This window comes from Propioniciclava sp. LT432 (genome assembly GCF_059515965.1).
In genome coordinates, this window is sequence record NZ_JCAKNE010000017.1 from 1 (window position 1) to 21,725 (window position 21,725).

The following is a 21,725-nucleotide window of genomic DNA, read 5'->3' on the forward strand; positions in this document are numbered from 1 at the left end:
TTCGGGGGTGTCGTTGCCTCGCGTAAGGGTCTCCGCCTGAACGATCCGGGGATGGAGCTGACCTTGAGCGAGCGCAGGGCTGTCACGGTGAAGAAGGCGTTGGCCTACAAGGGGGCGGACCGGGCCGGGAAGTCGCGGATCCTGGACGAGTTGGTCGAGTTGACGGGCTGGCATCGTGACTATGCGCGGGCGGCGTTACGGGAGGTGCTGGTCGTCAAACCGGTCCGGCCTCGCAAGCCGCGGTCGCGGGTCTACGGCGATGACCTGCTGCCCGCCCTGGTGCGCTGTTGGACCCTGTTGCGGGCGCCGGCGGGGAAGATCCTGGCGCCGTTCATGCCCGTGCTGGTGCCCCTGCTGCGGGTGGAGGGGGAGATCGTCTTGGACGACACCCAGGCCGAGTTGTTGGCCGGTATCTCGGCGGCCACGATCGACCGGATGCTCGCCGGGGAGCGGAAGCGGATGACGCTACGCGGCCGGACGCACACCAAGCCGGGGTCGTTGTTGAAACACCAGATCCCGATCCGCACGTTCGCTGACTGGGACGATGCGACGCCGGGGTTCGTCGAGATCGACCTGGTCGCCCACGACGGTGGGGTGGCCTCGGGTGAGTACTGCTACACGTTGACGATGACCGATGTGGCGACGGGGTGGACGGTGAACCGGTCGGTGCCGAACCGGGCCCGTCGGTGGGTGATCGAGGCCATCGACCACGCCGCCGGGATGTTCCCGTTCCCGATCGTGGGGATCGATTCCGACAACGGGTCGGAGTTCATCAACCACCACTTCCTGCACTACTGCGAGACCCGCAAGATCACGTTCACGCGCGGGCGGGCGGGGAAGAAGAACGACGGCTGTTACGTGGAGCAGAAGAACTGGGCCCGGGTGCGGGAGTTGGTCGGCTACTACCGGTACGACACCGACGCCGAGCTCGAGCTGCTGAACCGGATCTGGGCGTTGGATGACGCGTTCGCGAACTACTTCCTGCCCAGCCTGAAGCTGGCCTCCAAGCACCGCGACGGCGCCAAGGTCGTCAAGAAGTACCACCAGGCCGCCACCCCGCACCAGCGTGCCCTCGCCCACCCCGCGACCCGGAAACGGCCCGTGATCACGATGAACGCCCGGTTCAAGAAGCTTCGCCTCGGTGCCCTGCAACGCGAGATCCTCCACCACACCGGACGCCTCGAAGCCCTCGCCCAGGCCAAGGGCCGTACCGCCCGGCAACGCCGTGCCGCGACCGGCTGAACCGGAGGAGACACGTGAGGCAACGACTCCTGCCGAACCGGAGGTCACAGGTGAGGCAACGACCTAATCCATCCGGAGGTATTGACATGAGGCATCACGGAAGGGAGCGACCCGGAGACGGGAGAGAAGGCCAGGCCAATGATCTCCGGGGGCCCAGGCCAGCGACCGGATTCAGCGGAACTCGGCCACGATCAACTGGGTCGGCCTGCCGCCATGGACGCTGGACAACATCACCGACGAGGGCCGCGAGCAGATCGACACGGTGGGTTACAACCCGTAGCTGAGCAAGCTGAGGGCCCCGGTTCCGTCATGGAACCGGGGCCCTTGGTGCGTTGCTGGGGTGCTGCGTGGGCGGTGTTGGGGTCTGCCAACAAGATCCGCGCGTCCTGAGTGAATCGGCGCTCTGTCTACGACGAGCACATTCGCTCAGGACGCGCGGATCTTGAACTGGACCTGAGGAGCCTGCCCCTCAGCCCACGCGCATCAGCCGAAGAGGCGGGAGAACATGCCGGCCGGCTTCGCGGCGGCGATCTCTTCGGCGGTGTGCTTCTGGTCGCACCAGTTGCCCTTGGGCACGGACGCCTTGACCATGGCGACGTGGTTGCCGCAGCCGGCCCACGTCGTCTTGCCGCAAACCCTGCAGGTGGTGGGGCTACACATGTTGGTTCTCCTTCGGTTGGCCGCCGAGCGGCGATGTCCTGTGAGTAGAAGCATACATACCCCCGGGGGTATACGCAAATGCCCCGTAGGGTATCTTTCAGGCGAGCGACAGGAAGAGCTTCTCGAGCTTGGCGACATCGCCGCTGTGGGCGGGGCCGGTCCGGGTCAGGCACTCGCGGAGGCTGGACGAGATGAGCGTGAAGCCCGCGCGGTCGAGTGCCTTCGAGACGGCCGACAGCTGGGTGACGACCGCTTCGCAGGATCGTCCGCCCTCGAGCATGCGGATGACGCCCGCCAGCTGACCCTCCGCTCGTCGGAGGCGCTTGATGACGGCGATGGTGTCGTCCGGGTCGAGCGGCGACGAGGCTGCATCGAGCGTCGGCGAGGCCGGGTCGACCGGCGATGTGGTCTGGTCCAGCAGCGCTGGCGCCTGGTCGACTGGCGATGAGGCCTGGTCGGGCTGCGATGAGGTGATGGAATCCTCGTTCCGGGGCATGAATGAACTCCTCTGGCGAATTGGAGCCAGTATACCCCCGGGGGTATGATTTTGTCCCATGTGGGGGGTCGACGTTTCGTGACCCTTACCATGGAGATCTCGTTGAAATTTCTTCGATCGGCAAAGGAGCTGGACATGACGGTGACGCAGGTATGGGATGGAAAGGTCTTCGCGGGCGGTTGGGCCGAGGGCTCGGGTGAGTCCTTCGCGGTGACCGAGAAGGCCACCGGGGGCGAGCTCGGCACGGTCGGTGCGGCGTCCGTCGCGGATCTGGACCGGTCGGTCGAGGCCGCCAAGGCCGCGCAGAAGGAGTGGGCGGCTGCGCCGTACACCGTGCGCGCGACCGTGATGCGCAAGGCGGCCCAGCTCCTGGAGACGAACCTCGACCGGCTGGTGGCCTGGCTCGTCCGCGAGGCCGGCTCGGCGCAGGGCAAGGCGATCTTCGAGGCGACGCAGGTCGTGTCGGAGCTGTACGAGGCCGCGGCCACGGCGTCCGCGCCCTATGGCGAGATGCTGCGCTCGATGAAGCCGCGCCTGTCGATGGCGCGCTACGTCCCCTACGGCGTGGTGGGCGTGATCAGCCCGTTCAACTTCCCGGCGCTGCTGTCGATCCGTTCGGTCGCGCCGGCGCTGGCGCTGGGCAACGCGGTGATCCTCAAGCCGGATCCCCGGACCAGCATCGCCGGCGGCATGGCCCTGGCCGAGTTGCTGCACGAGGCCGGCTTGCCCGAGGGCCTGCTGCACGTGCTTCCCGGCGACGCCGAGTTGGGCAAGGCGCTGGTTGCGCACCCCGGCGTCCCGTGCCTGACCTTCACCGGGTCGACGGGAGCCGGGCGCCACATCGGCGCGGAGGCCGGCAAGGCCCTGAAGCAGGTCCACCTCGAGCTGGGCGGCAACAATGCCCTCCTCGTGCTGCCGGACGCCGACGTCGAGGCCGCGGCGTCCGCGGGCGCGTGGGGGTCGTTCCTGCACCAGGGCCAGATCTGCATGACGACCGGACGCCACCTCGTCCACTCCTCGATCGCGGAGGAGTACACCCGCCTGCTCGCCGAGAAGGCGGCGCACCTGCCGGTGGGTGACCCGACCGATGGGACGAACGCGCTCGGCCCCGTGATCGACGCGACCCAGCGCGACCGCATCCACAAGGTCGTGACGGACGCCGTGGCCGACGGCGCGAAGCTCGAGGCCGGTGGCGAGTACGACGGGCTGTTCTACCGTCCGACCGTGCTGGCCAACGTGCCGCTGACCAGCCGCGCGTTCTCCGAGGAGATCTTCGGCCCGGTCGCGCCCGTCACCGTGTACGAGACGATCGACGAGGCCATCGACATCATCAACGACAACGAGTACGGCCTGACGCTGGGCATCCTGACCTCGAACGCCTTCGCCGCGTACGAGCTGGCCGACCGCATCGAGGTGGGCATGGTGCACGTCAACGACCAGACGGTCGACGATGAGCCGATCATCCCGTTCGGTGGCACGAAGGCCTCCGGCACGGGCGGTCACTTCGGTGGCGCCAAGGCCAACCTGGACACCTTCTGCCGGGTCCAGTGGGTCACGATGCAGTCCGAGATCGAGAAGTACCCCTTCTGATCCTCTTCTGATCCTCTGCGTACGAGGGCCCCGGTTCTGATGAACCGGGGCCCTCGTGGTTGGTGCGGGGTGCTTGCTGCTAGGTGCTTCGGTACACGCTGCGATGTCTGGGCGCTTGGGTCTCCCGACCTGCCGCGGCGTCTGCGCGCTCAGGCCTCCCTGACCTGTCGCGCCGGTTTGGAACACCTGCCACGGTTCAAACCGGAGCAGGTGTCCTCAACCGGCGCGGGTGATGGCGCAAATTTCCCGAAGCGGCGGACCTGTCCTGAGGTGGCGCACTCGGGAGTGGCGCAGGCGTCCCGAGGCGGCGGACCTGTCCTGAGGTGGCGCAACGACTGGCGCCCAGGAGCAGTGCGCCCAGGAGCAGCGCACCCAGGAGTGGCCCACCCAGGAGTGGCCCACCCGGGACGCGAAATCAGCGCGGCGTGAGCCCCGTCGCGACCTCGCGGCGGCGACGGATCCACCCCGAGGTGCCCTCGGCCACGCTCACGGCGTTCACGCCGTGCTTTGCGAGGATCTGGGCACCCTGCGCGCTGCGGTTCCCGCTCTGGCAGATGACGTACACCGTTTCGCCCAGGTGCACCTCGGTGAGGCGCTCGGGCAGCTCGCCAAGGGGGATCAGCGCGGCCCCCGGCACGTGCGCCTGGGCGTACTCGTGCGGCTCGCGCACGTCGATCACCCGCATGCGGCGGTCATGGGCGGACACGAACTCGTCCATGGGCATGGTCTTCACAGGCCGTCCCCCCTTCTCACGCCAGGACGGGCGTGTTCTCGATGGCCGAGTACCCGCCGAGGACGTCCGAGACGTCGTCGAAGCCGTGCACCTTCAGCCAGCTGGCGCCGACGCTGGAGCGGTAGCCGCCGGCGCAGTGCAGGAGCACGGGCTTGGCGGGGTCGAGCTCGGTGTAGCGGCCCGGCAGCTGCGCGAGCGGGATGTGCCGCGCGCCCGGCACGACACCGTTGACGAGTTCGCCCTCGTTGCGGATGTCCACCAGCTGCACGTCGGGGTCGGTGATCGCCTCGAACATCTGCGTCGGCGTGAGGCGGCTCGACCGCTCCGACTGCTCGGGGTGTTCGACGAGGTAGGCCTCCACCTGGGGCAGGTAGCCGAGGCAGCCGTCGAAGCCGATGCGGGCCATCCGCAGCGCGGTCTCCTGCTCCTGGCCGGGCTCGGCCACCACCACGAAGGCGCGGTCGTGCTCGATGACCATGCCGGCGGTCTCGGCCATCCGGCCGCCGAAGCCGACGTTGATCGAGCCGGCGAGGTGCCCGACGGCGAAGTCGGCCGGGTCCCGGGAGTCGAGGATGGCCGCGCCTTCGGCGACGAGCTTCTGGAACTGCGCGGCGTCCAGTGTCGGCACCTCGGCGCCGAGGGCACGGACGTCGCGGGCGCGGCGGTTGGCGTCCGCGTCGTGCGAGAAGTACGCGGGCGCGGGGGGCTGGCCCTCCGTCACGAGCTCCACGAACTTCTCCTCGCTCATGGGCTGGCAGGCGTAGTTGACCAGTCGCTGCATACCGATGGTGGAGGTGCGCTCGGTGGAGAGGTTCTTGCCGCAGGACGACCCGGCCCCGTGGGCGGGGAAGACGCGGACGGCGTCCGGCAGGCCCATGAGCTTGCGCTGGACGGAGTCGTACAGCAGCGAGGCGAGCTCGCCCTGCGTGACGCCGATCGAGGCCAGCAGGTCGGGACGGCCGACGTCGCCGATGAACAGGGCGTCGCCGGTCAGGACGCCGTAGGGCACCTCGTCGTCGGCGTGCTCGTACACCAGCACGCTGATGGACTCGGGGGTGTGGCCGGGCGTGGTCATGATCTGGAGGCGGACGTCGCCCAGGAGGATGTCCTCGCCGTCGTGGAGCGGGCGGAACTCGAAGTCGGGCTGCGCGGCGGCGCCGTAGCCGATCCAAGCGCCGGTCGCCTCGGCGATCTCGAGGTGGCCCGACACGAAGTCGGCGTGGAAGTGGGTGAGGAGGACCCCCTCGATCCGAAGGCCCGCCTGGCGGGCGTCGGCGAGGTACTCCTCGATGTCGCGGCGGGGATCCACCACGACGGCGCGGCCGGTGGTCGTGTCGCCGATGAGGTAGGACGCCTGGGACAGGCAGTCGAGGTAGTACTGCGTGAAGTGCATGTGCGCTCCGTATTCGTCGGTGCCGGTTGGTTGGGTGACGCCAGCGTACATACCCCCGGGGGTATGCACAAGTACCCCCAGGGGTATGTGGACCGGTCGGCCTGGCCCTGCGATCGGGATTGGGGGGCGCGGGCGTGCTGGTACGGCGATCTTGCCAATGGAAACTTGCCACTGTAAAGTTTTGCTCATGGCGGACGAGTACCACCACGGCGACCTGCGACGAGCGGTCCTGGTGAAGGCGTTGGCGATCATCGCCGACGAGGGGGTGGACGCGCTGAGCCTCCGCGCGGTGGCGTCCGAGTTGGGAGTGAGCCACGCCGCTCCGCGGCACCACTTCGGATCCAAGCGCGGTCTGCTCACCGCCATCGGCGTGCAGGGGTTCGAGGAGTTGGCCGGACGGTTGGTCGCCCTGCGCGAGTCCGGTGCGCCCTTGGCGGAGATCGGAGTGGGCTACGTCCGGTTCGCGCTGGAGAACCCCGCGATGTTCGACGTGATGTTCACCCCGGCGTTGCTGGACCTGTCGGATCCGGCCCTGCTGCGGGCGCGTTCCGGGGCGTACGCCGAGCTGAGCGGCCCGGCGACGGACGCGGCGGCGGACGGCAGGGGAGGGCTGGTCACCGTGGCGGCCTGGTCCTTGATGCATGGCCTGGCCACGCTCCTGCTCTCCGGCAACTTGGCGGCCGCTCCCGTGCCGTCGGGCGACGATCCCCTCGACCTGGCCCGCAGCGTGGCCCGGTTGCTGACACCTGGTGCTTCCTGACTTCCACCCCCTGACTTCCACCCCTGAGGAGAACTCCCATGACCCCCATCGACCTCATCTCGACCGGCGTGATCCTGATCATCGTGGTGACCATCGCCTACGGCGGGACGTTCCTGCTGCGGGTGTTCAGCGGCAAGCAGGCGACAAATGACCTGCAGAAGTCGTTCTTCCGCGCCGGGCACGCGCACGCGGGTGTCCTGGTGATGCTGGGGCTGCTGGTCCGGGTGCTGCTCACGTTCGGAGACGTGCCCGCGTGGGCGCTGTGGGGAGACGAACTGGTCCTCGGCGCGGCCATCCTCATGCCGGCGGGCTTCTTCCTCAGCGTCGTTGGGAAGGATCCGGCCAGGCCGAGCCGCCTCACTGCCTTGGTGTGGCTGGGTGCGGCCTCCCTGACCGTCGGGCTCGTGCTGGCCGGTGTGGGATTGATCCTGGCCGGGCTTGCCTGATCTGCCGATCACCTGATCGCGTGATCGCCCGGGCGGAGGCCATCCTCGCGTGCCCACGACAGGCGTGACCGCAGCTCACGCCCCAAGACCTGCGCGAGACGCTGACCTTCGGCGTCCAGCGCGGGTTCCGGGGCGCGGCCGGCCTCGGGGAACCACGTGACCGCCAACTCCGGGCCGCGGACCTGCCACGTACCGCTGACGATGCCATTCACGATCACCACGTTCGCGCCGCGGGAGACCAGGGCCCGGCGCTCGGGCGGGGTCACCAGAGGGTCGGCGGTCCCCGGACCGAGCACCCAGGGGTCGTACCCGGGCAGGAAGCGGACGGACGAGGACGGTTCGGCGGAGCTCACCTCGTCGAGATCCGCTGTGCAGGCCCACGCCTCCTGGCCGTCAAGGTCCACCGTCGTGACCCCGTCGCCGACCAGTTCGGTCAGCCAGCCTTGAACGAGGCGCCGGGGAGCGCTCAGGCCCTCAACGAGCCAGTAAAGGAGGTTGGTCAGCGTCGCCCGCCCGTAGGCGTGCAGGTAGCGGAGGATGGCGCGCCGTCCGGCGGTGTCGACGTCCGGCAGACCGGGCCAGGCGGGGTCGTCCCGGAGTAACCGGAACGTGGCCTGGCGGCCCTGTGGGGGACCGAAGCAGATGTCGCCCCACCAGTGGAGCGGCTTGTAGAGGGAGTCGGACCCGACCCCGGTCGCCGCCTCTGTGAGGTGGCGCAGGGTCGGGATGCCGCCCAGGTGCGCGACGATCTGCTCCCGGGTCTTCGGTCCGTCGGCCAGGAACGTGCACACCGCCTCGCGGAACGGTTCCCAGTCGTCCAGCGCGAAGTGCCCCTGTCGTTGGTAGCGCGCGTTCTCCCAGGCCCGCGACGTGGTGCGGACCGCCAGCAGCACCGCCGCGTCGTCAGGGGTGAACACGTAGGAGCCGCCGCGTATCGCGTAGCTCCGGATGAGGACGCCGTCGTCGAGGGCGCGGGCCGCGGCGTCCGGCCGGGGGGCGGCCCGGCGGACGCCCACGGCCAGCTCGGTCATGTCCGCGGGCCAGCCGCGGACCGCCACGACGCGGCGGACGACGTCGACGGCATCGGCGCCGTGGACCGGGTCCAAGGCGTGCCTGCCGAGGCGCCAGGCGAGGACCCGCTCGCGTTCGAGGAGCACGAACTCAGGGTAAGCCGAGCCCTCGGCGCGCGGAAGCCGAGCCCTCGGCGGGTGGAAGGGGAGCCCTCGGCGGGGTGGAAGCCAGGCACGGGGGCGGGGGTGGCAACGGGTTGCAGGGAACTGCCGGATGTTCTGTCTTCCGCCCTTGTGGATCCGGGTTTACGCTGTGCTCGAGGGCGGTCACTAAGGTTTGCCTTACCTTACTCGTGAGTCCGGTCTCTTTACCCAATCCTGGAAGGGGGCTACTCGTGAAACACACGATTAGCAGGGGATTCATCATCGCAGCGACGGTCCTGCTCGCCGTCTTCGGCCTCTCCGTGGGGCCTGCCCATGCGGGAAATCCGCACTTCATCAAGTCTGCGACATCGGTCACACGCACGGGGGACGACCTGACGGTGTCCGGCAAGCTGGCGGGGCTCGGCGACGAGACCCAGGTGACGGTCTACATCTCCGCCGACGCCCAGTGCGTCAACCCAGGCGGGAACAAGCCGAAAGCCGGAAACAAGATGACCGTCGGAGACAGCGAGGACGTCCCGGTTCAGAACGGCAAGGCGGACTTCTCGTTCACGCTCACAGCCGACTTCACGCCCGATTGCTCACCGCCGATGACAGTGCAGTGGAGCAACATCGTCGTGACAGCTCCGGCCTACGATCTCACGCTGGTGATTCGCGGTACCTACTGACAGCCAAGAGATCCCCGAGGGCCGGCACGCGTGCCGGCCCTCGACTCTGCCAAGCCGAGCCCCGGTCGTGCCTCCCGCTTCGCCGCGGCGCACCGAACCCGAGCCCTCGGCACTGCCGAACCCGAGCCCTCGGCGCACCGAACCCGAGCCCTCGGCGCACCGAACCCGAGCCCTCGGCGCACCGAACCCGAGCCCTCGGCGCACCAAACCCGAGCCCTGGTCGTGCCTCCCGCTTCGCCGCGGCGCAGAGGCGGGTCAGCCCCGCCCGGCACGGATCGGCGTGCCCGCCAGCTTCTCCTGCGCCTTGACCACCGACAGGACCATCTCGCTGCCGAAGCCGAGGGCGCTGGCGAGGGTGAGGGTCTCGTGGACTCCGTCGCCCACCGGCGCCGGGTGTCCGTTGTCGCCGGCGAGGCGCGTGTAGTAGCGGACGTCCTTGCGGGCGTTGTCGAGCTCGAACGCCATGGTGTCGTACTCGCCCTCCAAGGTCTTGGCCATGAGCCCCAGCAGCGGGCTGTTGGCCATGCCCTTGCTCAGCACGTCGGTGAGCTTCTTCGGGTCGACGCCGGCCTTGGCCGCGACCGCGAACGCCTCGGACAGTGCCGTCACCTGGGCCTGGAACACGAAGTTGTTGAGCAGCTTGATCGCGTGGGCGGACCCGACCTCCCCGATGGGGATGATGTTCTCGGCGAACGCCTCGAGCGCCGGCCGGATGTGCGCGAGCACCTCCTCGTCCCCGCCGACCAGTACGTTGAGCGTGCCGGCCTCGGCCTCCTTGGGCGTCCGGCTGAGGGGCGCGTCCACGAACCGGACGCCGCGGGCCGCGCAGGCCTCGGCCAGCTTGAGGGTGACCGACGGCTCCGAGGTGCTCGAGTCGACGATCACGAGCCCCTCGCGCGGGTCGGTCAGCAACCCGTCGACGCCGGTCACAACCTCGGTGACGTCCTCGGCGGCGGTGACGCAGATGAAGACGACGTCGCTGTCCCGGCCCAATGCCGCCAGGCTCTCGGCGCGGACGGCGCCGGCCTCGCGCAGGTCGGCCACCTCCCGGCGGTGCACCGTGTAGGACAGCGGGAACCCCTTCGTCACAAGGTTCTTCGCCATGCCGTGCCCCATCATCCCGGAGGCTCCGACGAATCCGATCTTCAACGTCTCAGTCATGCTTCCCACTCTCTCAGGTCAACGAAGGGGGTTCCCACTCCTGAGAAGATCCTGATAGGTTCCCTGACATCGGACATCGGACGTCCGATGTGAAAGCCCACGATGGAGATTCAATGAAGAACACGATTCGGGTGAGTGCCGGCTCGTTGGCCGTACTGGTGGCGCTGGCCACCGCCCTGCCAGCGCAGGCCGCGGACGACTACGACGCCGACCCGCTCTGGACCGGCCAGAAGCCCTCCTACACCGAGCAGACGGTCGCCATGGGCGGGGACGGGCTGTTCCCGAACTACCGCATCCCCGCGCTGGCCGTCACGAACGCCGGCACCGTCCTCGCCTCCTACGACGGGCGCCCCACGAGCATCGACGCCCCGGGGCCGAACTCGATCCTCCAGCGGCGCTCCACGGATCTCGGCGCGACCTGGGAACCCCAGACCGTCGTGAGCGCGGGCAAGACGACCCCGCCGATCGAGGGGTCCTCCGATCCCAGCTACATCGTCGACCGTGAGACGGGGACCATCTTCAACTTCCACGTGAAGTCGTTCGACGTGGGCCTCATGGGGTCGGTCGCGGGCGTCGACCCGGCCAACCGCAAGGTCCTGCACGCCGCGGTGAGCGTCAGCAACGACGACGGCATCACCTGGGAGACGCGTCTCATCACCGCGGACATCACTCCCGACCTGACGGTGAAGTCGCGCTTCGCGGCGTCCGGACAGGGCATCCAGCTCAAGTACGGCCCCCACGCCGGACGCCTGCTGCAGCAATTCACGATCGTGAAGGCCAACGGCGACTTCCAGGCGGTCTCCATCTACTCCGACGACCACGGCGCCACGTGGCACTCGGGCACGCCGGTCGGCACGCGGATGGACGAGAACAAGACGGTCGAGCTCTCCGACGGACGCGTCATGCTCAACTCCCGTGACTCGGCCAGATCCGGCTACCGCAAGGTCGCTTACTCGACCGACGGGGGCATCACCTACGGCCCGGTGACCCTGGACCGCGAGCTGCCCGACCCGGCGAACAACGCCTCGATCGTGCGGGCGTTCCCGAACGTCCCCGAGGGCTCGAACGAGGCCAAGGTGCTGCTGTTCAGCAACGCGGCGTCCCAGACCTCGCGCGTCAACGGCACCGTGCGTGTGAGCTGCGACGACGGCGCGACCTGGCCCGTCGCCAAGACGTACGCCGCGGGTGCACACGCCTACTCGACGCTGGCGACGCTTCCGGACGGGAACGTCGGCCTGCTGTACGAGCCCGGCCACAACGGGCTGGTCTTCGCGAAGTTCAACCTCGCCTGGGTGCAGGGCCTGTGCGCGCCGATCACCGCGGCGTCCGACCTGACGATCGAGCGCGGCTCCTCGGCGACGACCGAGCTGTCGGTGACCAACCAGCTCGGCCCGATCCTGAAGGGCGCAACGCTGACCGCCGAGGCCCCCGAGGGTTGGACGGTCACCCCGGCGGACGCGTCCCTGACACTCCGGCCGAAGCAGACGTCGTCGACGTCGGTGACGGTCGAGGTGCCCACCACTGCCACGGGCGGCACGTACACGATCCCGGTGCGGCTCACGGACGCCGCGGGCCGGTCCTCCGTCGGTCACGTCACGGTGGTGGTCCCGAAGATCGCCGGCGAGGAGGACGGGCGCATCTCGGTGACCTCGAAGTTCGTCAACCCGAAGGCGACGCTGTACGTCGTGGGAGACGTGCTGCGGTTCGAGTACCGCGTGACGAACCTCACGAATGCGGTGACGACCGTGGTGCCCTCGGGCAACCTGCAGGGCTTCGACCCCGCCGACGGCACCCCGAACTGCCGCTGGCGGAACCTCCCCGGCAACGACGCCTACACCTGCAAGACCGCCTACCACCGTGTGACGGAGTCCGACCTGGTCACCGGGTCGTTCACGCCGCAGACCACGTGGGTGTCCACGGCGGTGACCGGTGACGTCACCACCGTCCGGCTCGACGGGCCGGCGGTCCAGCTCGGCTGAGGCCGCTCCCGGAGCAGGACCCGGCGCCCGTCCCTCCGGGGGCGGGCGCCGCCACGTGGCGGGGACTGGCCGGGCACTGCGTCGGGACGGGCTAGCCTGATGGCGGTCGTAATCGGGCGTGCGGGGAGAGCTGATGCAGAAGCGAAGGGCACTGGTCGGGCTGGTGGTGCTCGGGTTGGTGACGGTCCTGCTGGTCGGTCTGGCGCTGTTCCGCTCGCGGACGGTCCCGCCCGCGGCGGCCGATCGCCCGGTGGTCGCCACGCCGGCCGCGCAGACGAGCGCCTCAGCGGCCCCGTCCCCGTCGCCCAGCGCCGGAACGCTCGTCGTCCTCGGCGACGGCCACGCGAAGGACGCCGTCTGGGTCGACCAGCTCGGCCAGGACGTCGGCATGCAGGTCGTGAACCTCTCCGAGGACGGCATGGGTTACCGGGTGACGCCCGGGAACTGCTCGGTGAAGCCGTGCCGCCCGTTCACCGGGATGGTGCCGCGCGTGGCCGACGCAAAGCCCACCGCGATCCTGGTCGTGGGCGGCGAGGCTGACGGGGACTACGCCCTGAGCCCGTTCATCGCCTCGACCTTCAGCGCCCTGAGGAAGGCGGTCCCGGACGCCAAGGTCGTGGCGCTGTCGCCGCTGAGCTCCCGCTCGCCGCGCCCCCACTGGTTGACGTTGCACGCGCGCTCGATCGAGAAGGAGGCGGCCGCCGCGCGGGTCACCTGGGTCGACGTCAGCGCCGCAGCGGGCAGGTCATCGGCCTACGACGGACGGCACCTGACCCCCGCTGCGGGTGCCCAGGTCGCCGCCGCGATTGCGGCCAAGTTGCAGTGAGAGTTTCAGTTTCTGGGCTCCCCGGCTTAGGGCGGCCGGGGCTTCCGACATCCCCAAACGGCCCAGAGAAGGTGGTTCAGGCGCGGTGGAGTTGAGTGACTACCTCAGGGTGCTGCGCAGGTTCTGGGTCAGCATCACCGCGCTGGCGATGCTGGGCGTCGCGGCGACGGCCCTCTTCTCGCTGGTGACCAAGCCGACGTACACGTCGTCCACGTCGCTGTTCGTCACGGTGCAGAACGCCAACTCGGCCGGCGAGCTCGCGAGCGGTTCCACGTACGCGGAGCGGCAGGTCAAGTCCTTCGCCGAGGTGGCGGAGACCCCCATCGTCCTGCAGCCCGTGATCGACCGGCTACGCCTGGGAACCACCCCGGCCGCGCTCGCCCGCACCGTCACCGTGTCGGTCCCCACCAACACCTCCATCCTCGAGGTGGCAGTCGAGGGCACCGACCCCGCCCGCGCGGCGGCGACCGCCAGCGGCATCGCCCAGAGCCTCGTCGACGTCGTGGCGGAGATCGCCCCCAAGGACGCCAAGGGTGAGTCGACCGTCACCGTCACGGTGGTCAAGCCCGCCGCCGTCCCGACGTCGTGGACGAGCCCCAAGGTGGCCCAGAACCTCGTCCTGGGCCTGCTCGTCGGCCTCATGCTCGGCGTGGGACAGGCGCTTCTGCGGGAGGTGCTCGACACCAAGGTCCGCAACGCCGACGACATCGCCCGGCTGACGGACGCCCCGGTCGTGGGCACTGTCGCCTTCGATCCGGACGCCCGCGGGCACGTGCTGGCCGTGGTCGACACCCCGTACTCCCTGCGCGCCGAGGATTACCGACGCCTGCGCACCAACCTGCAGTTCCTCGGGGTCGCGGGGAGCGGTCGCACCCTGGCGATCTCGTCGTCCCTGGAGGGGGAGGGCAAGACGTCGACCATCCTCAACGTGGCGTTCTCCCTGGCCGCGACCGGCAAGCGCGTGCTGTTGGTGGACGCCGACCTGCGCCGTCCGCGTGTGGCCAAGCGGCTCGGCCTCGAGGACGAGGTCGGCCTGACCACGATCCTGATCGGACGTGCGACGCTCGACGACGTCGTCCAGCCCGTCAAGGGCGGCGTGGACGTGCTGCCCGCCGGGCAGGTGCCTCCGAACCCGTCGGAACTCCTGGGGTCCGACGCCATGCGCGGGCTGGTGCTCCAGGCGACGAAGCGCTACGACTACGTGCTGTTCGACTCCGCGCCCCTCGTGCCCGTCACCGACACGGCGGCGCTCTCCCGGGTCATCGGGGGTGTCATCGTCGTGGTGGGCAGCGGGGACGTGGACGGCGCCCAGCTCGAAGAGGCCCTGGAGTCCATCGAGAGCGCCGATGGCACCATCCTCGGCTTGGTGTTGAACAAGCTGCGCCCCGAGGACGCCGGCCACCGCAAGGCCGTCTACTACCAGCGGGAGACCTACGGCGAGGGCCCCGCTGCGCCTACGACGCCTTCCGAGCCCGCACCCGACCCCTCCAAGCGCCGGCGCGCGGCGGGTCGAGCATTGTGACGTTCCGCGTCCTCACCGTCTGCACCGGCAACATCTGTCGCTCACCCGCGGCCGAACGCCTGCTCGCCGCGGCGCTGGCACTATCCGCGCACGTCGAGAGCGCCGGCACCCATGCCATGGCCGGGCACCCCATCGACCCGCCCATGGCGGCGCTCCTGCGGGCCGACGGCATTGGGCCGGACGGCTTCGTCGCCCGACAACTCGACGAGGGGCAGGTCCAGCGCGCCGACCTCGTGCTGGCGATGGCGCGCGAGCACCGCGCCCACGTCGTGGACCTCGTCCCCGGTGCCGTCCGCCGGACCTTCACCCTGCGTGAGTTCGCCCGTCTCGTGGGCGGTGGCGACACCTCGCCGGGCTCCGGGCGGGGCGGCTCGGACGACCTGCTGCGCTTGGTGGGCCAAGCGGCGTCGGGCCGCAGGGGGGTGGCCGACGATGACGTCCCCGATCCCTATGGCCGTTCCCTTGCCGACTTCGACCACGCGTACCTCGCTCATCCGGGACGCGGTGGCGGCGATCCATGCTCGCGTGGGTGGCAACGGTCGGTGAGCCGGCGGACCCGGCAACCCACCATGACGTAGCCGTGCGAGGCGAGTCGTGGAATCAGCCCGCTCGTCCGTAGGCGTCGACGTCCGCCCCGAGGGCGGGCGCAGGGGTGGGGGCCGACGGCAGGGCGTCCAGCGTGGACCATTCTGCTCGGTCGCTGGTGACCCTGCCGTGGAAGGCGTGGGCTCCCTGCGCCCGTCCGGCAGCCTTGAGGTCGTCGCCTTGGACGAGGAAGTAGTCGAACGACACCGACACCGACGTGGCGACGCGCGGCCACCACAGGCGGCGGGCGACGACCAACTGGGACGCCTCGGCGTCCGCCCCGGTGATGACGAGCACGAACGGCTTGGGGTCCGCCATGAGGGGGGCCACCGCCATGGCGGCCGCAAGCGGGCTGTCGGCGTCTGCGGTGGGGGTGGTGATGCGGGTCAGGAACGCCTTGGCGAGGTTGCTCAGGGCGTCGAGGTCGGTCCGGAGGGCGGCGAGCCTGGCGATGAGGGCGGGATCCTTGGGGTCCGCGGCCTTGGCGTCCGTCTCGGCGGCTTGGAGTGCGGCGAGCGCGGCCGCGGCGTCCGCTTGGGCGGCCATCAGGTCGCGGACCTTGCCGAGGAGTGGGGTCCCGTCGGGGTCGACCACGCGGAGCGTGAGGTGTCGGACCGTGTGGCCGGCCCGCAGCAGGGTGGCCGCCACGGCCGCGTGGACGGACTGGGCGGGGATCGTCGACTGGTCCTGCAGGGCGCTGGTCTCGACCTCGAACAGCGAGAGCGCCTGGTTGAGTGCGGCCCCGGTGACGCCGGCGGCGATGGCGGCGCCCGTCATGGGGTCGAAGGATTCGGTGGTGACGAGTTCGGGTTGCGGGAGCCCGTCCCGGGCGCGCGTGGTCGCTGCTTGGAGCTTGGTGGTCACGACCTCGAGCTCGGTGGTCAGCAGCCGGTGGGCCAGGCAGTGCTGGAGCAGGTGGGGGTCGGACGTCAGGTGGACGGTGCGCGCCTGGTTGCCGATCGCGGCGACGACCGCCGCGGCGGCCTGCTCGGCCGCCGCTGTCAGCGCGAGGGACGTGGCCTCGGCCTGGCGCAACCCGCGTCCCTGGGCGAACGTGATGCCGTTGCGCTGCAGGGACGCCACGTCGGGGACGCCGGCCTTCACCAGCGAGGCGACCTTCTCGGCGTTGGCGAGCTGCTTGGCGCTGAGGTCGGCGCGTGCGGCGTCCAGGGCGGTCTGGGCGCCGGCGGCAGACCGGGCGACCTCGTCGCGGATCTTCTCCGCCTCGGCCGTGGTCTTCGCAGCGTTCGCCTCGGCCAGCTTCTCGTTCTGCTGGCTGAGCTTCGCGATCGCGGCCAACACGTCCGCCAACGTCGGGTCTGCCATGACGCCTCCTCGGGGTTCAGGTCACGCCGGTGCTGGTCTGAAGCGTAGTCTCGGCGGGCTGGCGCGGGAAGGCTTCGGCCGCCGCGTGCACGGTGCGCTCCACGTGCCCCGTGCCGGCAGCTCTATGCTGGCCCGTGGGAAGGCGGTGGTGGCATGGCGCGGCCCTCGATGAAGCACGTGGCCCTGCTGGCCGGCGTGTCGATCCAGACGGTGTCCCGCGCCATCAACGAGCCCGATCGCGTGCAACCCGAAACGCTCGCGCGGGTGCGGGAAGCCATCGCCCACATCGGCTACACCCCGAACGTGCTGGCCCAATCACTGCGCACGAACCGCTCTAGGACGGTCGGGTTCGTGCTGAACGGCGGGTCGCTGCGCGGGCCATCGGCGACGTTCCCCCGCATGGCGCGCCGCGCCCACGAGGCCGGTCTGGCCACCTTGGTCGCCGCGTTCTTCGACGACGACCCGGGCAGCGCTCGCGCGGCAGTCGACCAGATCATGGCCCGCAACGTCGATGCGGTCGTCGTGATCGCGGCGGTGCAATGGGCGGCCGACGAGGTGGCCCGCTTGTCGGCCAGGCTGCCGGTGGTGGCGATCCAGTCCGGCGAATCCAGCCCCGGTACGTTCCGGGCCACCATTGACCAGCGCGTCGGCGTCCGGCTCGCCCTCGATCACCTGGTGGAGCAGGGGGCCCGAGACCTCGCCTTCGTCGGTGGCCCGGAGTCGTGGTTCGACGGAGCCACCCGCACCGCGGCCTGGCGTGTGGAGGCATCGGACCGGGGCCTCCAGACGCGGATCCACGCCGACAACTTCTTCGGCCCCCACGAGGGCTACCTGGTCGGGCGCGAGCTGGCTGCCGACCCGCCCGACGCCGTGCTGGCCGCCAACGACTTCCTCGCGCTGGGGGTGGTGCGCGCGTTCCACGAGGCGGGCGTCCGGGTGCCTCAGGACGTGCTCGTGGCAGGCATCGACGACTCGATCGAGGACGCCTATCTCGTGCCCAGTCTGACCTCGGTCACCCAGCCGCTCGACCAACTCGCCGACGCGGCGCTCACCCTTCTGCGCGACGCGTTGGCGTGCGAACCAGCCCGGGTGGAGCTGGTCCAACCCGGGCTGGTCGTCAGGGAGTCCACGACGCGCTGATCAGGCGTCCGCCTCGTACCAGTACTCGGCGAGCCCGTGCCGGACGACACGGCCCTTGCGGATGCCGACCTCTTCGTAGTCGCCCACGAGGCTGCCGTCCAGCAGCCGATCGCAGAGTTGCACGAAGTCGTGGAGGAGGTCCTTGTCGTAGACGAGGCCGTCGTGGCCGGGGCAGGTGCCGTCGAAGTCGGCGTCCCGGTCGAGGAGCACCTGAAGGCTGCTCCGGAAGGTCTCGATCTCGCGGCGGGTGCCGCCGGGCTTGTTGATGATGATGCTCGAGGCGTTCAGGGTGTCGCCGGTGTAGACCAGCCGCGCCGTCCGGTCGAGCACGCAGACCGAGCCGGGCGTGTGGCCGGGGGTGGCGAGAACCTCGAGGGTGCGGCCGCCCAGGTCGATGACCTCACCGTCGTGCAGCGGCGTGTAGTCGAACATCTCCGGCAGTTCGGCGGGCACCAGGCTGGACAGCTGGTCGACGACCCCCTCGCCCGGGTTGCGGAGCGGTGCGCGGGTCTCGACGTACCACCGCACCATGTCGGGGTTTCCGTACATCCCGCGGGCCACCTCGTCGTCGGCGGGATGCATGCGGACGTCGTCGAACAGGTGGGCGGTGCCGACGTGGTCCATGTGCCCGTGGGTGAGCAACACGGTCACCGGCTTGTCGGTGATCTGGCGGATCTCGGCCCAGGGATCACCGATGCCGCAGCCGCAGTCGATGAGCGCGGCGCGCTCCTGTCCGACCACGAGGTAGTAGTTGTCGAGCTGGAAGTCGCTGACCTGGTAGGCGCCCTCGGCGACCTGGGTGACTGCGCGGGTGATTTCTCGGGTGATCACTTCTTGCCCTCCTCGCGAGCGGTGGCGATGCCCGCGGCGTCCGCGTCGTCAGCCTCGGCGAGCTCGTCGTCGATCTCCTCGACGAGGTGGGTCGACATGCCGTCGATGACGGTGCGCACCTCGGCCATCTTCTGGTCGGTCATGTTGTAGATGAACGTGAAGATCAGGAACACGATCACGCAGCCGATGGCCGGGAGCGCGCCGGCGGCGATGCGGAGGTTGTTCGCCACCTCGGGGGCCTGGTTGGCCTGCAGGGCGGGCACGTAGCCGAGGGCGTTGATGATGATCGCGATGAACGAGGTCGACAGCGAGGCAACGGTGAACACGACAAAGGTCACGGTCGAGTAGACGAGGCCGTCGTTGCGTTCGCGGGTTAGGTAGGCCTGGTAGTCCACGGCATCCGCGATGAGCGCCCAGATGAGCAGCGTGAAGAGGCCCTGGAAGAAGGCCGCGACGAGCTGGATGGCGATCCACGCCTGGGGCGGCACGGGGACCAGCGCGAGCACCGAGTACGCGACCGCGGCCATGAGCACCGGCCAGCTCGTCAGCTTCTTCTTGCCGAACCGCTTCATGAGGGGCTTGAGGGAGAGCATGCCGAGCACGAGGGGAATGACGGAGCCGAGGCCGATGGCGGCGAGGATCGCGGTGTTCTGGTAGTAGGCCTGGAACACGTACTGGTTCATCAGGTTGATCGTCTGCACGAAGAACTTGAAGGTGATGTAGGCGAGGATGATCGCGATCATCGGACGGTTGTGGGCGAAAGACCGCACCAGCTTGAGGTAGTCGACCTTCTGGTGCTCGCTGGCCAGCGAGACGACGACCCGCTCGCTGGTGAGCTTGTGGGTGCCCCACAGGCAGGCCACGGAGAACGCGGCGAGCACGATGGAGAGCACCATGAAGCCGCCGGCCTGCGGGGTGTTGAACTGGTCGAAGATGATGAGCGGGGCGATCGTCGTGACGAGGATGCTCGCCCCGGTGGAGCCGATGGCGCGGAAGTTCGACAGCTCGGTGCGCTGCTGGCTGTCAGTGGAGATCGAGCTGAGCATGGTGCCGTAGGGGATGTTCCAGAACGACGACACCACGCCCCAGACGAAGTACACCGCGAGCGCGTAGAGCAGCTTGGCCGCGTAGGGGAGGGCGCTCATGTCGAAGAAGAGGGCGACGGTGAGCAGCGCCATGGGAACCGGGATCCAGCGCAGCCAGGGCTTGTACTTGCCATCGCGGCGCCCCTTCAGGCGGTCGACGATCCGGCCGATGATCGGGTCGTTCAGGGCGTCCAGGAGCCGACAGACCGCGATCACGATCGCAAAGTGCGTCGCCTCGATGCCGACGACGTTGACGAGGAACATGAGCAGGTACACGTTCACCAGCACCTGCAGCGAGTTGCCGCCCAGGTCGCCCAGCATGTAGCCGATCTTGTCCTTGAGGCCGAACGGCTTGGCCGTGCGGATCGTCTCCACGTAATCGCGATCTGCGACGAGATTCGCGCTCTTTGTCATCACTGACATGTCCATCCCTTTGATTCGCTCGGTCGCACATCGATCTGCGTACCGGGGCGCCATCCTTGGCGCGCTCTGGGCATGATTCTGAGGAGTGCTGAGGGGGTTTGTTCGGGGAATCGTGGTGGCAACGTTCACACCGTCCGGTGGGAACGTTCACGAGCGTGTGGTTGCACTTGGTTGTCCCGCGCCGAGGGCTCGGGTTCGGTGCGTCGAGGGCTCAGGTAGGGTGCGTCGAGGGCTCGGGTTGGTGCTTTGGGCGGGTGGAACCGGAGCCCTCGGCGGGTGGAACCGGAGCCCTCGGCGGGTGGAACCGGAGCCCTCGGCGGAGCGGGGTGGCCGTCACGGCTCGATGATGACCTCCGGCCACTCGGCTCCTTGGGCTTCGGGCGCCGGGCCGTCACGCAGCACGTGGTCGAAGAACGCCACGCTGACGCCGTTGATGATCGCGTGGCCGCGGCGTCCGTCTAGTGGGCCGGACCACCCCACAAGCCGTGTGAGTGGCGTCCATGTGGGGACGTCGGTGAAGTCGAGGTGGGAGAGGTCGTCGATGCGGACGAACCATCCTTCACCGGCGGCGGCTTGGGCGACGACGGCGTGCATGGTGCGCTGGTGGACGTCGATCTCGTGGTCGGTCCAGCCGCCGGTGCGGTCGCGCTCGCGGCGCATGGCGTCCGGGCTGCGGGTCACGACCATGACGGGGTGGGGGAGTCCGCGCTGGGTGGCGGCCAGCGTGAGTGGGGATTCCAGGATGAGCGTGGCCTTGATCCGGTCGTCGGTGGCGGCGGCCTCGGCGACGATCGTGCCGCCGAGGGAGACGCCGAACGCGCCGGTGCGGTCGAGGTCGAGGTGGGGGCCGAGGCCGTCGGGTTCGGTCGCCCACGCCGCGAGTTGGTCTTGCGCGAAGGAAACGTCGGCGGCCAGGTAGGCGGCGATGCCGTCGGGCAGGGGGCGTCCGTGGAGTGTGGGGGCTGGGTCGTGCGGTTCGATGCCTTGGTAGAGCAGCGGGTCGAAGACGGGCTTGCCGCCGATGCCGGGGATGACGCGTCCGTCCGCCAGCGTGACCGCGCCCGAGGCTCCGGGTTGGTCGAGGGCGACGACGATGTAGCCGTGTGAGGCGAGTTCCTGGACTTGGAAGGTGCTGATCGAGCGGGAGCCCAGCAGGCCCGTGGCGTACACCAGCACCGGGAACCGGCCCGGGGCTGGTGGGGCGTCCACGATGGCGGGCACCTTCGCGGACGCGACGGTGGTGAGTAGCCAGGCCGGCACGCCGGCGAGGTCAGCGGCGGCGTCCAAGTAGGCGGGGTCTTCGATGTAGCGGGCTCGGCGTCCGGCCGCGCCGGCTTGGGCCGGGTACCAGACCTGGGCGACGACCTCCCGGCGCACGCTGTCGTCGGGGTTGGTGATCTCGGGGCGCGAGGCGTCCACCCAGTGCCGCGTGGTGGTGCCCAGCGCGTACGGGCCGGTGGGTGGGTCGAACCGTGGGTAGGGCCACACGTAGGCCGCCACCCCGATGAGGGTGACGGCTGCGAAGCTTGCCGCGATGAGTCCGATCCTCTGCCTGGGGGCCACGTGCTCCACTGTGCCACGCCCGCGGAGAGGGGGTCAGCCGGCTCGTGCGCCTCATTTCAGCATGTACTACGAGTTCCGGATCACGGTGTACGCCATCTGTGCGTCGATGTGACGTTTCTGGCCT

General features: G+C 69.6%; 20 protein-coding genes. 10 read left to right on the forward strand and 10 right to left on the reverse strand.

Annotation, left to right across the window (positions count from 1 at the left end):
- Window positions 1-51: 51 nt before the first annotated feature.
- A complete protein-coding gene (locus tag AC5YDV_RS10660) occupies window positions 52-1,242 on the forward strand; it encodes an integrase catalytic domain-containing protein (RefSeq protein WP_496182577.1) in 1,191 nt (396 codons plus the stop codon).
- 483 nt (window positions 1,243-1,725) lie between these two features.
- Here AC5YDV_RS10660 and AC5YDV_RS10665 read toward each other — a convergent pair whose 3' ends face one another.
- Window positions 1,726-1,902: a DUF8730 family Cys-rich protein gene (locus AC5YDV_RS10665; RefSeq protein ID WP_496182895.1), complete on the reverse strand. Its 177-nt coding sequence runs from the start codon at window positions 1,900-1,902 to the stop codon at window positions 1,726-1,728.
- A 97-nt stretch (window positions 1,903-1,999) separates the two neighbouring features.
- The gene (locus AC5YDV_RS10670; protein ID WP_496182894.1) at window positions 2,000-2,398 is read right to left on the reverse strand and encodes a metal-sensitive transcriptional regulator; all 399 of its coding nucleotides are present in this window, start codon (window positions 2,396-2,398) and stop codon (window positions 2,000-2,002) included.
- A 135-nt stretch (window positions 2,399-2,533) separates the two neighbouring features.
- Here AC5YDV_RS10670 and AC5YDV_RS10675 point away from each other — a divergent pair, with 135 nt between their 5' ends.
- A complete protein-coding gene (locus tag AC5YDV_RS10675) occupies window positions 2,534-3,988 on the forward strand; it encodes a benzaldehyde dehydrogenase (RefSeq protein WP_496182893.1) in 1,455 nt (484 codons plus the stop codon).
- A 415-nt stretch (window positions 3,989-4,403) separates the two neighbouring features.
- Here the strand turns inward: AC5YDV_RS10675 and AC5YDV_RS10680 are convergent, their stop codons facing one another.
- Together AC5YDV_RS10680 and AC5YDV_RS10685 are read right to left on the reverse strand one after the other, a co-directional pair.
- The gene (locus AC5YDV_RS10680) at window positions 4,404-4,712 is read right to left on the reverse strand and encodes a rhodanese-like domain-containing protein (protein WP_496182898.1); all 309 of its coding nucleotides are present in this window, start codon (window positions 4,710-4,712) and stop codon (window positions 4,404-4,406) included.
- A 25-nt stretch (window positions 4,713-4,737) separates the two neighbouring features.
- Window positions 4,738-6,114 (reverse strand): MBL fold metallo-hydrolase, encoded by a 1,377-nt coding sequence (locus AC5YDV_RS10685; RefSeq protein WP_496192485.1) that lies wholly within the window; start codon window positions 6,112-6,114, stop codon window positions 4,738-4,740.
- A gap of 187 nt (window positions 6,115-6,301) precedes the next feature.
- Between AC5YDV_RS10685 and AC5YDV_RS10690 the strand changes: the two genes are divergently transcribed.
- Window positions 6,302-6,874, forward strand: a complete 573-nt coding sequence (locus AC5YDV_RS10690) for a TetR/AcrR family transcriptional regulator (RefSeq protein ID WP_496182891.1) — start codon at window positions 6,302-6,304, stop codon at window positions 6,872-6,874.
- A 38-nt stretch (window positions 6,875-6,912) separates the two neighbouring features.
- Window positions 6,913-7,320: a hypothetical protein gene (locus AC5YDV_RS10695; protein WP_496182890.1), complete on the forward strand. Its 408-nt coding sequence runs from the start codon at window positions 6,913-6,915 to the stop codon at window positions 7,318-7,320.
- An 8-nt stretch (window positions 7,321-7,328) separates the two neighbouring features.
- Here AC5YDV_RS10695 and AC5YDV_RS10700 read toward each other — a convergent pair whose 3' ends face one another.
- On the reverse strand, window positions 7,329-8,477 hold the full coding sequence (locus tag AC5YDV_RS10700; RefSeq protein WP_496182889.1) for a DNA glycosylase AlkZ-like family protein: 1,149 nt from the start codon (window positions 8,475-8,477) through the stop codon (window positions 7,329-7,331).
- A 248-nt stretch (window positions 8,478-8,725) separates the two neighbouring features.
- Here AC5YDV_RS10700 and AC5YDV_RS10705 point away from each other — a divergent pair, with 248 nt between their 5' ends.
- Entirely contained in the window at window positions 8,726-9,160 is a 435-nt protein-coding gene (locus AC5YDV_RS10705) for a hypothetical protein (protein WP_496192486.1), read from the forward strand.
- A 255-nt stretch (window positions 9,161-9,415) separates the two neighbouring features.
- On the opposite strand, the gene AC5YDV_RS10710 is transcribed toward AC5YDV_RS10705, so the two are convergent.
- Window positions 9,416-10,321, reverse strand: coding sequence for an NAD(P)-dependent oxidoreductase (locus tag AC5YDV_RS10710; protein WP_496182887.1), 906 nt, complete (start codon window positions 10,319-10,321; stop codon window positions 9,416-9,418).
- 113 nt (window positions 10,322-10,434) lie between these two features.
- Between AC5YDV_RS10710 and AC5YDV_RS10715 the strand changes: the two genes are divergently transcribed.
- The 4 genes from AC5YDV_RS10715 to AC5YDV_RS10730 all read left to right on the forward strand — a co-directional run bounded on the left by AC5YDV_RS10715 (window position 10,435) and on the right by AC5YDV_RS10730 (window position 15,226).
- Complete coding sequence (locus tag AC5YDV_RS10715) at window positions 10,435-12,300, forward strand: exo-alpha-sialidase (protein ID WP_496182886.1); 1,866 nt, start codon at window positions 10,435-10,437, stop codon at window positions 12,298-12,300.
- A gap of 133 nt (window positions 12,301-12,433) precedes the next feature.
- The gene (locus AC5YDV_RS10720) at window positions 12,434-13,126 is read left to right on the forward strand and encodes an SGNH/GDSL hydrolase family protein (protein WP_496182885.1); all 693 of its coding nucleotides are present in this window, start codon (window positions 12,434-12,436) and stop codon (window positions 13,124-13,126) included.
- An 85-nt stretch (window positions 13,127-13,211) separates the two neighbouring features.
- Window positions 13,212-14,648 carry a tyrosine-protein kinase domain-containing protein gene (locus AC5YDV_RS10725; RefSeq protein WP_496182884.1) on the forward strand — a complete coding sequence of 479 codons (1,437 nt, stop codon included), beginning with the start codon at window positions 13,212-13,214 and terminating at the stop codon, window positions 14,646-14,648.
- Window positions 14,645-15,226: an arsenate reductase/protein-tyrosine-phosphatase family protein gene (locus AC5YDV_RS10730; protein WP_496182883.1), complete on the forward strand. Its 582-nt coding sequence runs from the start codon at window positions 14,645-14,647 to the stop codon at window positions 15,224-15,226. The genes AC5YDV_RS10725 and AC5YDV_RS10730 overlap by 4 nt, the downstream gene beginning before the upstream one ends.
- A gap of 22 nt (window positions 15,227-15,248) precedes the next feature.
- On the opposite strand, the gene AC5YDV_RS10735 is transcribed toward AC5YDV_RS10730, so the two are convergent.
- The gene (locus tag AC5YDV_RS10735; protein WP_496182882.1) at window positions 15,249-16,559 is read right to left on the reverse strand and encodes a hypothetical protein; all 1,311 of its coding nucleotides are present in this window, start codon (window positions 16,557-16,559) and stop codon (window positions 15,249-15,251) included.
- Window positions 16,560-16,712: 153 nt separating this feature from the next.
- Between AC5YDV_RS10735 and AC5YDV_RS10740 the strand changes: the two genes are divergently transcribed.
- The gene (locus AC5YDV_RS10740) at window positions 16,713-17,699 is read left to right on the forward strand and encodes a LacI family DNA-binding transcriptional regulator (RefSeq protein WP_496182881.1); all 987 of its coding nucleotides are present in this window, start codon (window positions 16,713-16,715) and stop codon (window positions 17,697-17,699) included.
- Here AC5YDV_RS10740 and AC5YDV_RS10745 read toward each other — a convergent pair whose 3' ends face one another.
- The 3 genes from AC5YDV_RS10745 to AC5YDV_RS10755 form a co-directional block, all read right to left on the reverse strand.
- Complete coding sequence (locus AC5YDV_RS10745) at window positions 17,700-18,530, reverse strand: MBL fold metallo-hydrolase (RefSeq protein ID WP_496182880.1); 831 nt, start codon at window positions 18,528-18,530, stop codon at window positions 17,700-17,702.
- On the reverse strand, window positions 18,527-20,038 hold the full coding sequence (locus tag AC5YDV_RS10750; protein ID WP_496182879.1) for an MFS transporter: 1,512 nt from the start codon (window positions 20,036-20,038) through the stop codon (window positions 18,527-18,529). The genes AC5YDV_RS10745 and AC5YDV_RS10750 overlap by 4 nt, the downstream gene beginning before the upstream one ends.
- A gap of 333 nt (window positions 20,039-20,371) precedes the next feature.
- On the reverse strand, window positions 20,372-21,601 hold the full coding sequence (locus tag AC5YDV_RS10755; protein ID WP_496182878.1) for an alpha/beta hydrolase family protein: 1,230 nt from the start codon (window positions 21,599-21,601) through the stop codon (window positions 20,372-20,374).
- Window positions 21,602-21,725 lie beyond the last annotated feature (124 nt).

Coding starts and splice junctions, on each gene's coding strand:
- AC5YDV_RS10660 (WP_496182577.1), top strand. CDS start 52: ATGGAGCTGACCTTGAGCGAGCGCAGGGCTGTCACGGTGAAGAAGGCG.
- AC5YDV_RS10665 (WP_496182895.1), bottom strand. CDS start 1,902: ATGTGTAGCCCCACCACCTGCAGGGTTTGCGGCAAGACGACGTGGGCC.
- AC5YDV_RS10670 (WP_496182894.1), bottom strand. CDS start 2,398: ATGCCCCGGAACGAGGATTCCATCACCTCATCGCAGCCCGACCAGGCC.
- AC5YDV_RS10675 (WP_496182893.1), top strand. CDS start 2,534: ATGACGGTGACGCAGGTATGGGATGGAAAGGTCTTCGCGGGCGGTTGG.
- AC5YDV_RS10680 (WP_496182898.1), bottom strand. CDS start 4,712: ATGCCCATGGACGAGTTCGTGTCCGCCCATGACCGCCGCATGCGGGTG.
- AC5YDV_RS10685 (WP_496192485.1), bottom strand. CDS start 6,114: ATGCACTTCACGCAGTACTACCTCGACTGCCTGTCCCAGGCGTCCTAC.
- AC5YDV_RS10690 (WP_496182891.1), top strand. CDS start 6,302: ATGGCGGACGAGTACCACCACGGCGACCTGCGACGAGCGGTCCTGGTG.
- AC5YDV_RS10695 (WP_496182890.1), top strand. CDS start 6,913: ATGACCCCCATCGACCTCATCTCGACCGGCGTGATCCTGATCATCGTG.
- AC5YDV_RS10710 (WP_496182887.1), bottom strand. CDS start 10,321: ATGACTGAGACGTTGAAGATCGGATTCGTCGGAGCCTCCGGGATGATG.
- AC5YDV_RS10715 (WP_496182886.1), top strand. CDS start 10,435: ATGAAGAACACGATTCGGGTGAGTGCCGGCTCGTTGGCCGTACTGGTG.
- AC5YDV_RS10720 (WP_496182885.1), top strand. CDS start 12,434: ATGCAGAAGCGAAGGGCACTGGTCGGGCTGGTGGTGCTCGGGTTGGTG.
- AC5YDV_RS10735 (WP_496182882.1), bottom strand. CDS start 16,559: ATGGCAGACCCGACGTTGGCGGACGTGTTGGCCGCGATCGCGAAGCTC.
- AC5YDV_RS10740 (WP_496182881.1), top strand. CDS start 16,713: ATGGCGCGGCCCTCGATGAAGCACGTGGCCCTGCTGGCCGGCGTGTCG.
- AC5YDV_RS10750 (WP_496182879.1), bottom strand. CDS start 20,038: ATGTCAGTGATGACAAAGAGCGCGAATCTCGTCGCAGATCGCGATTAC.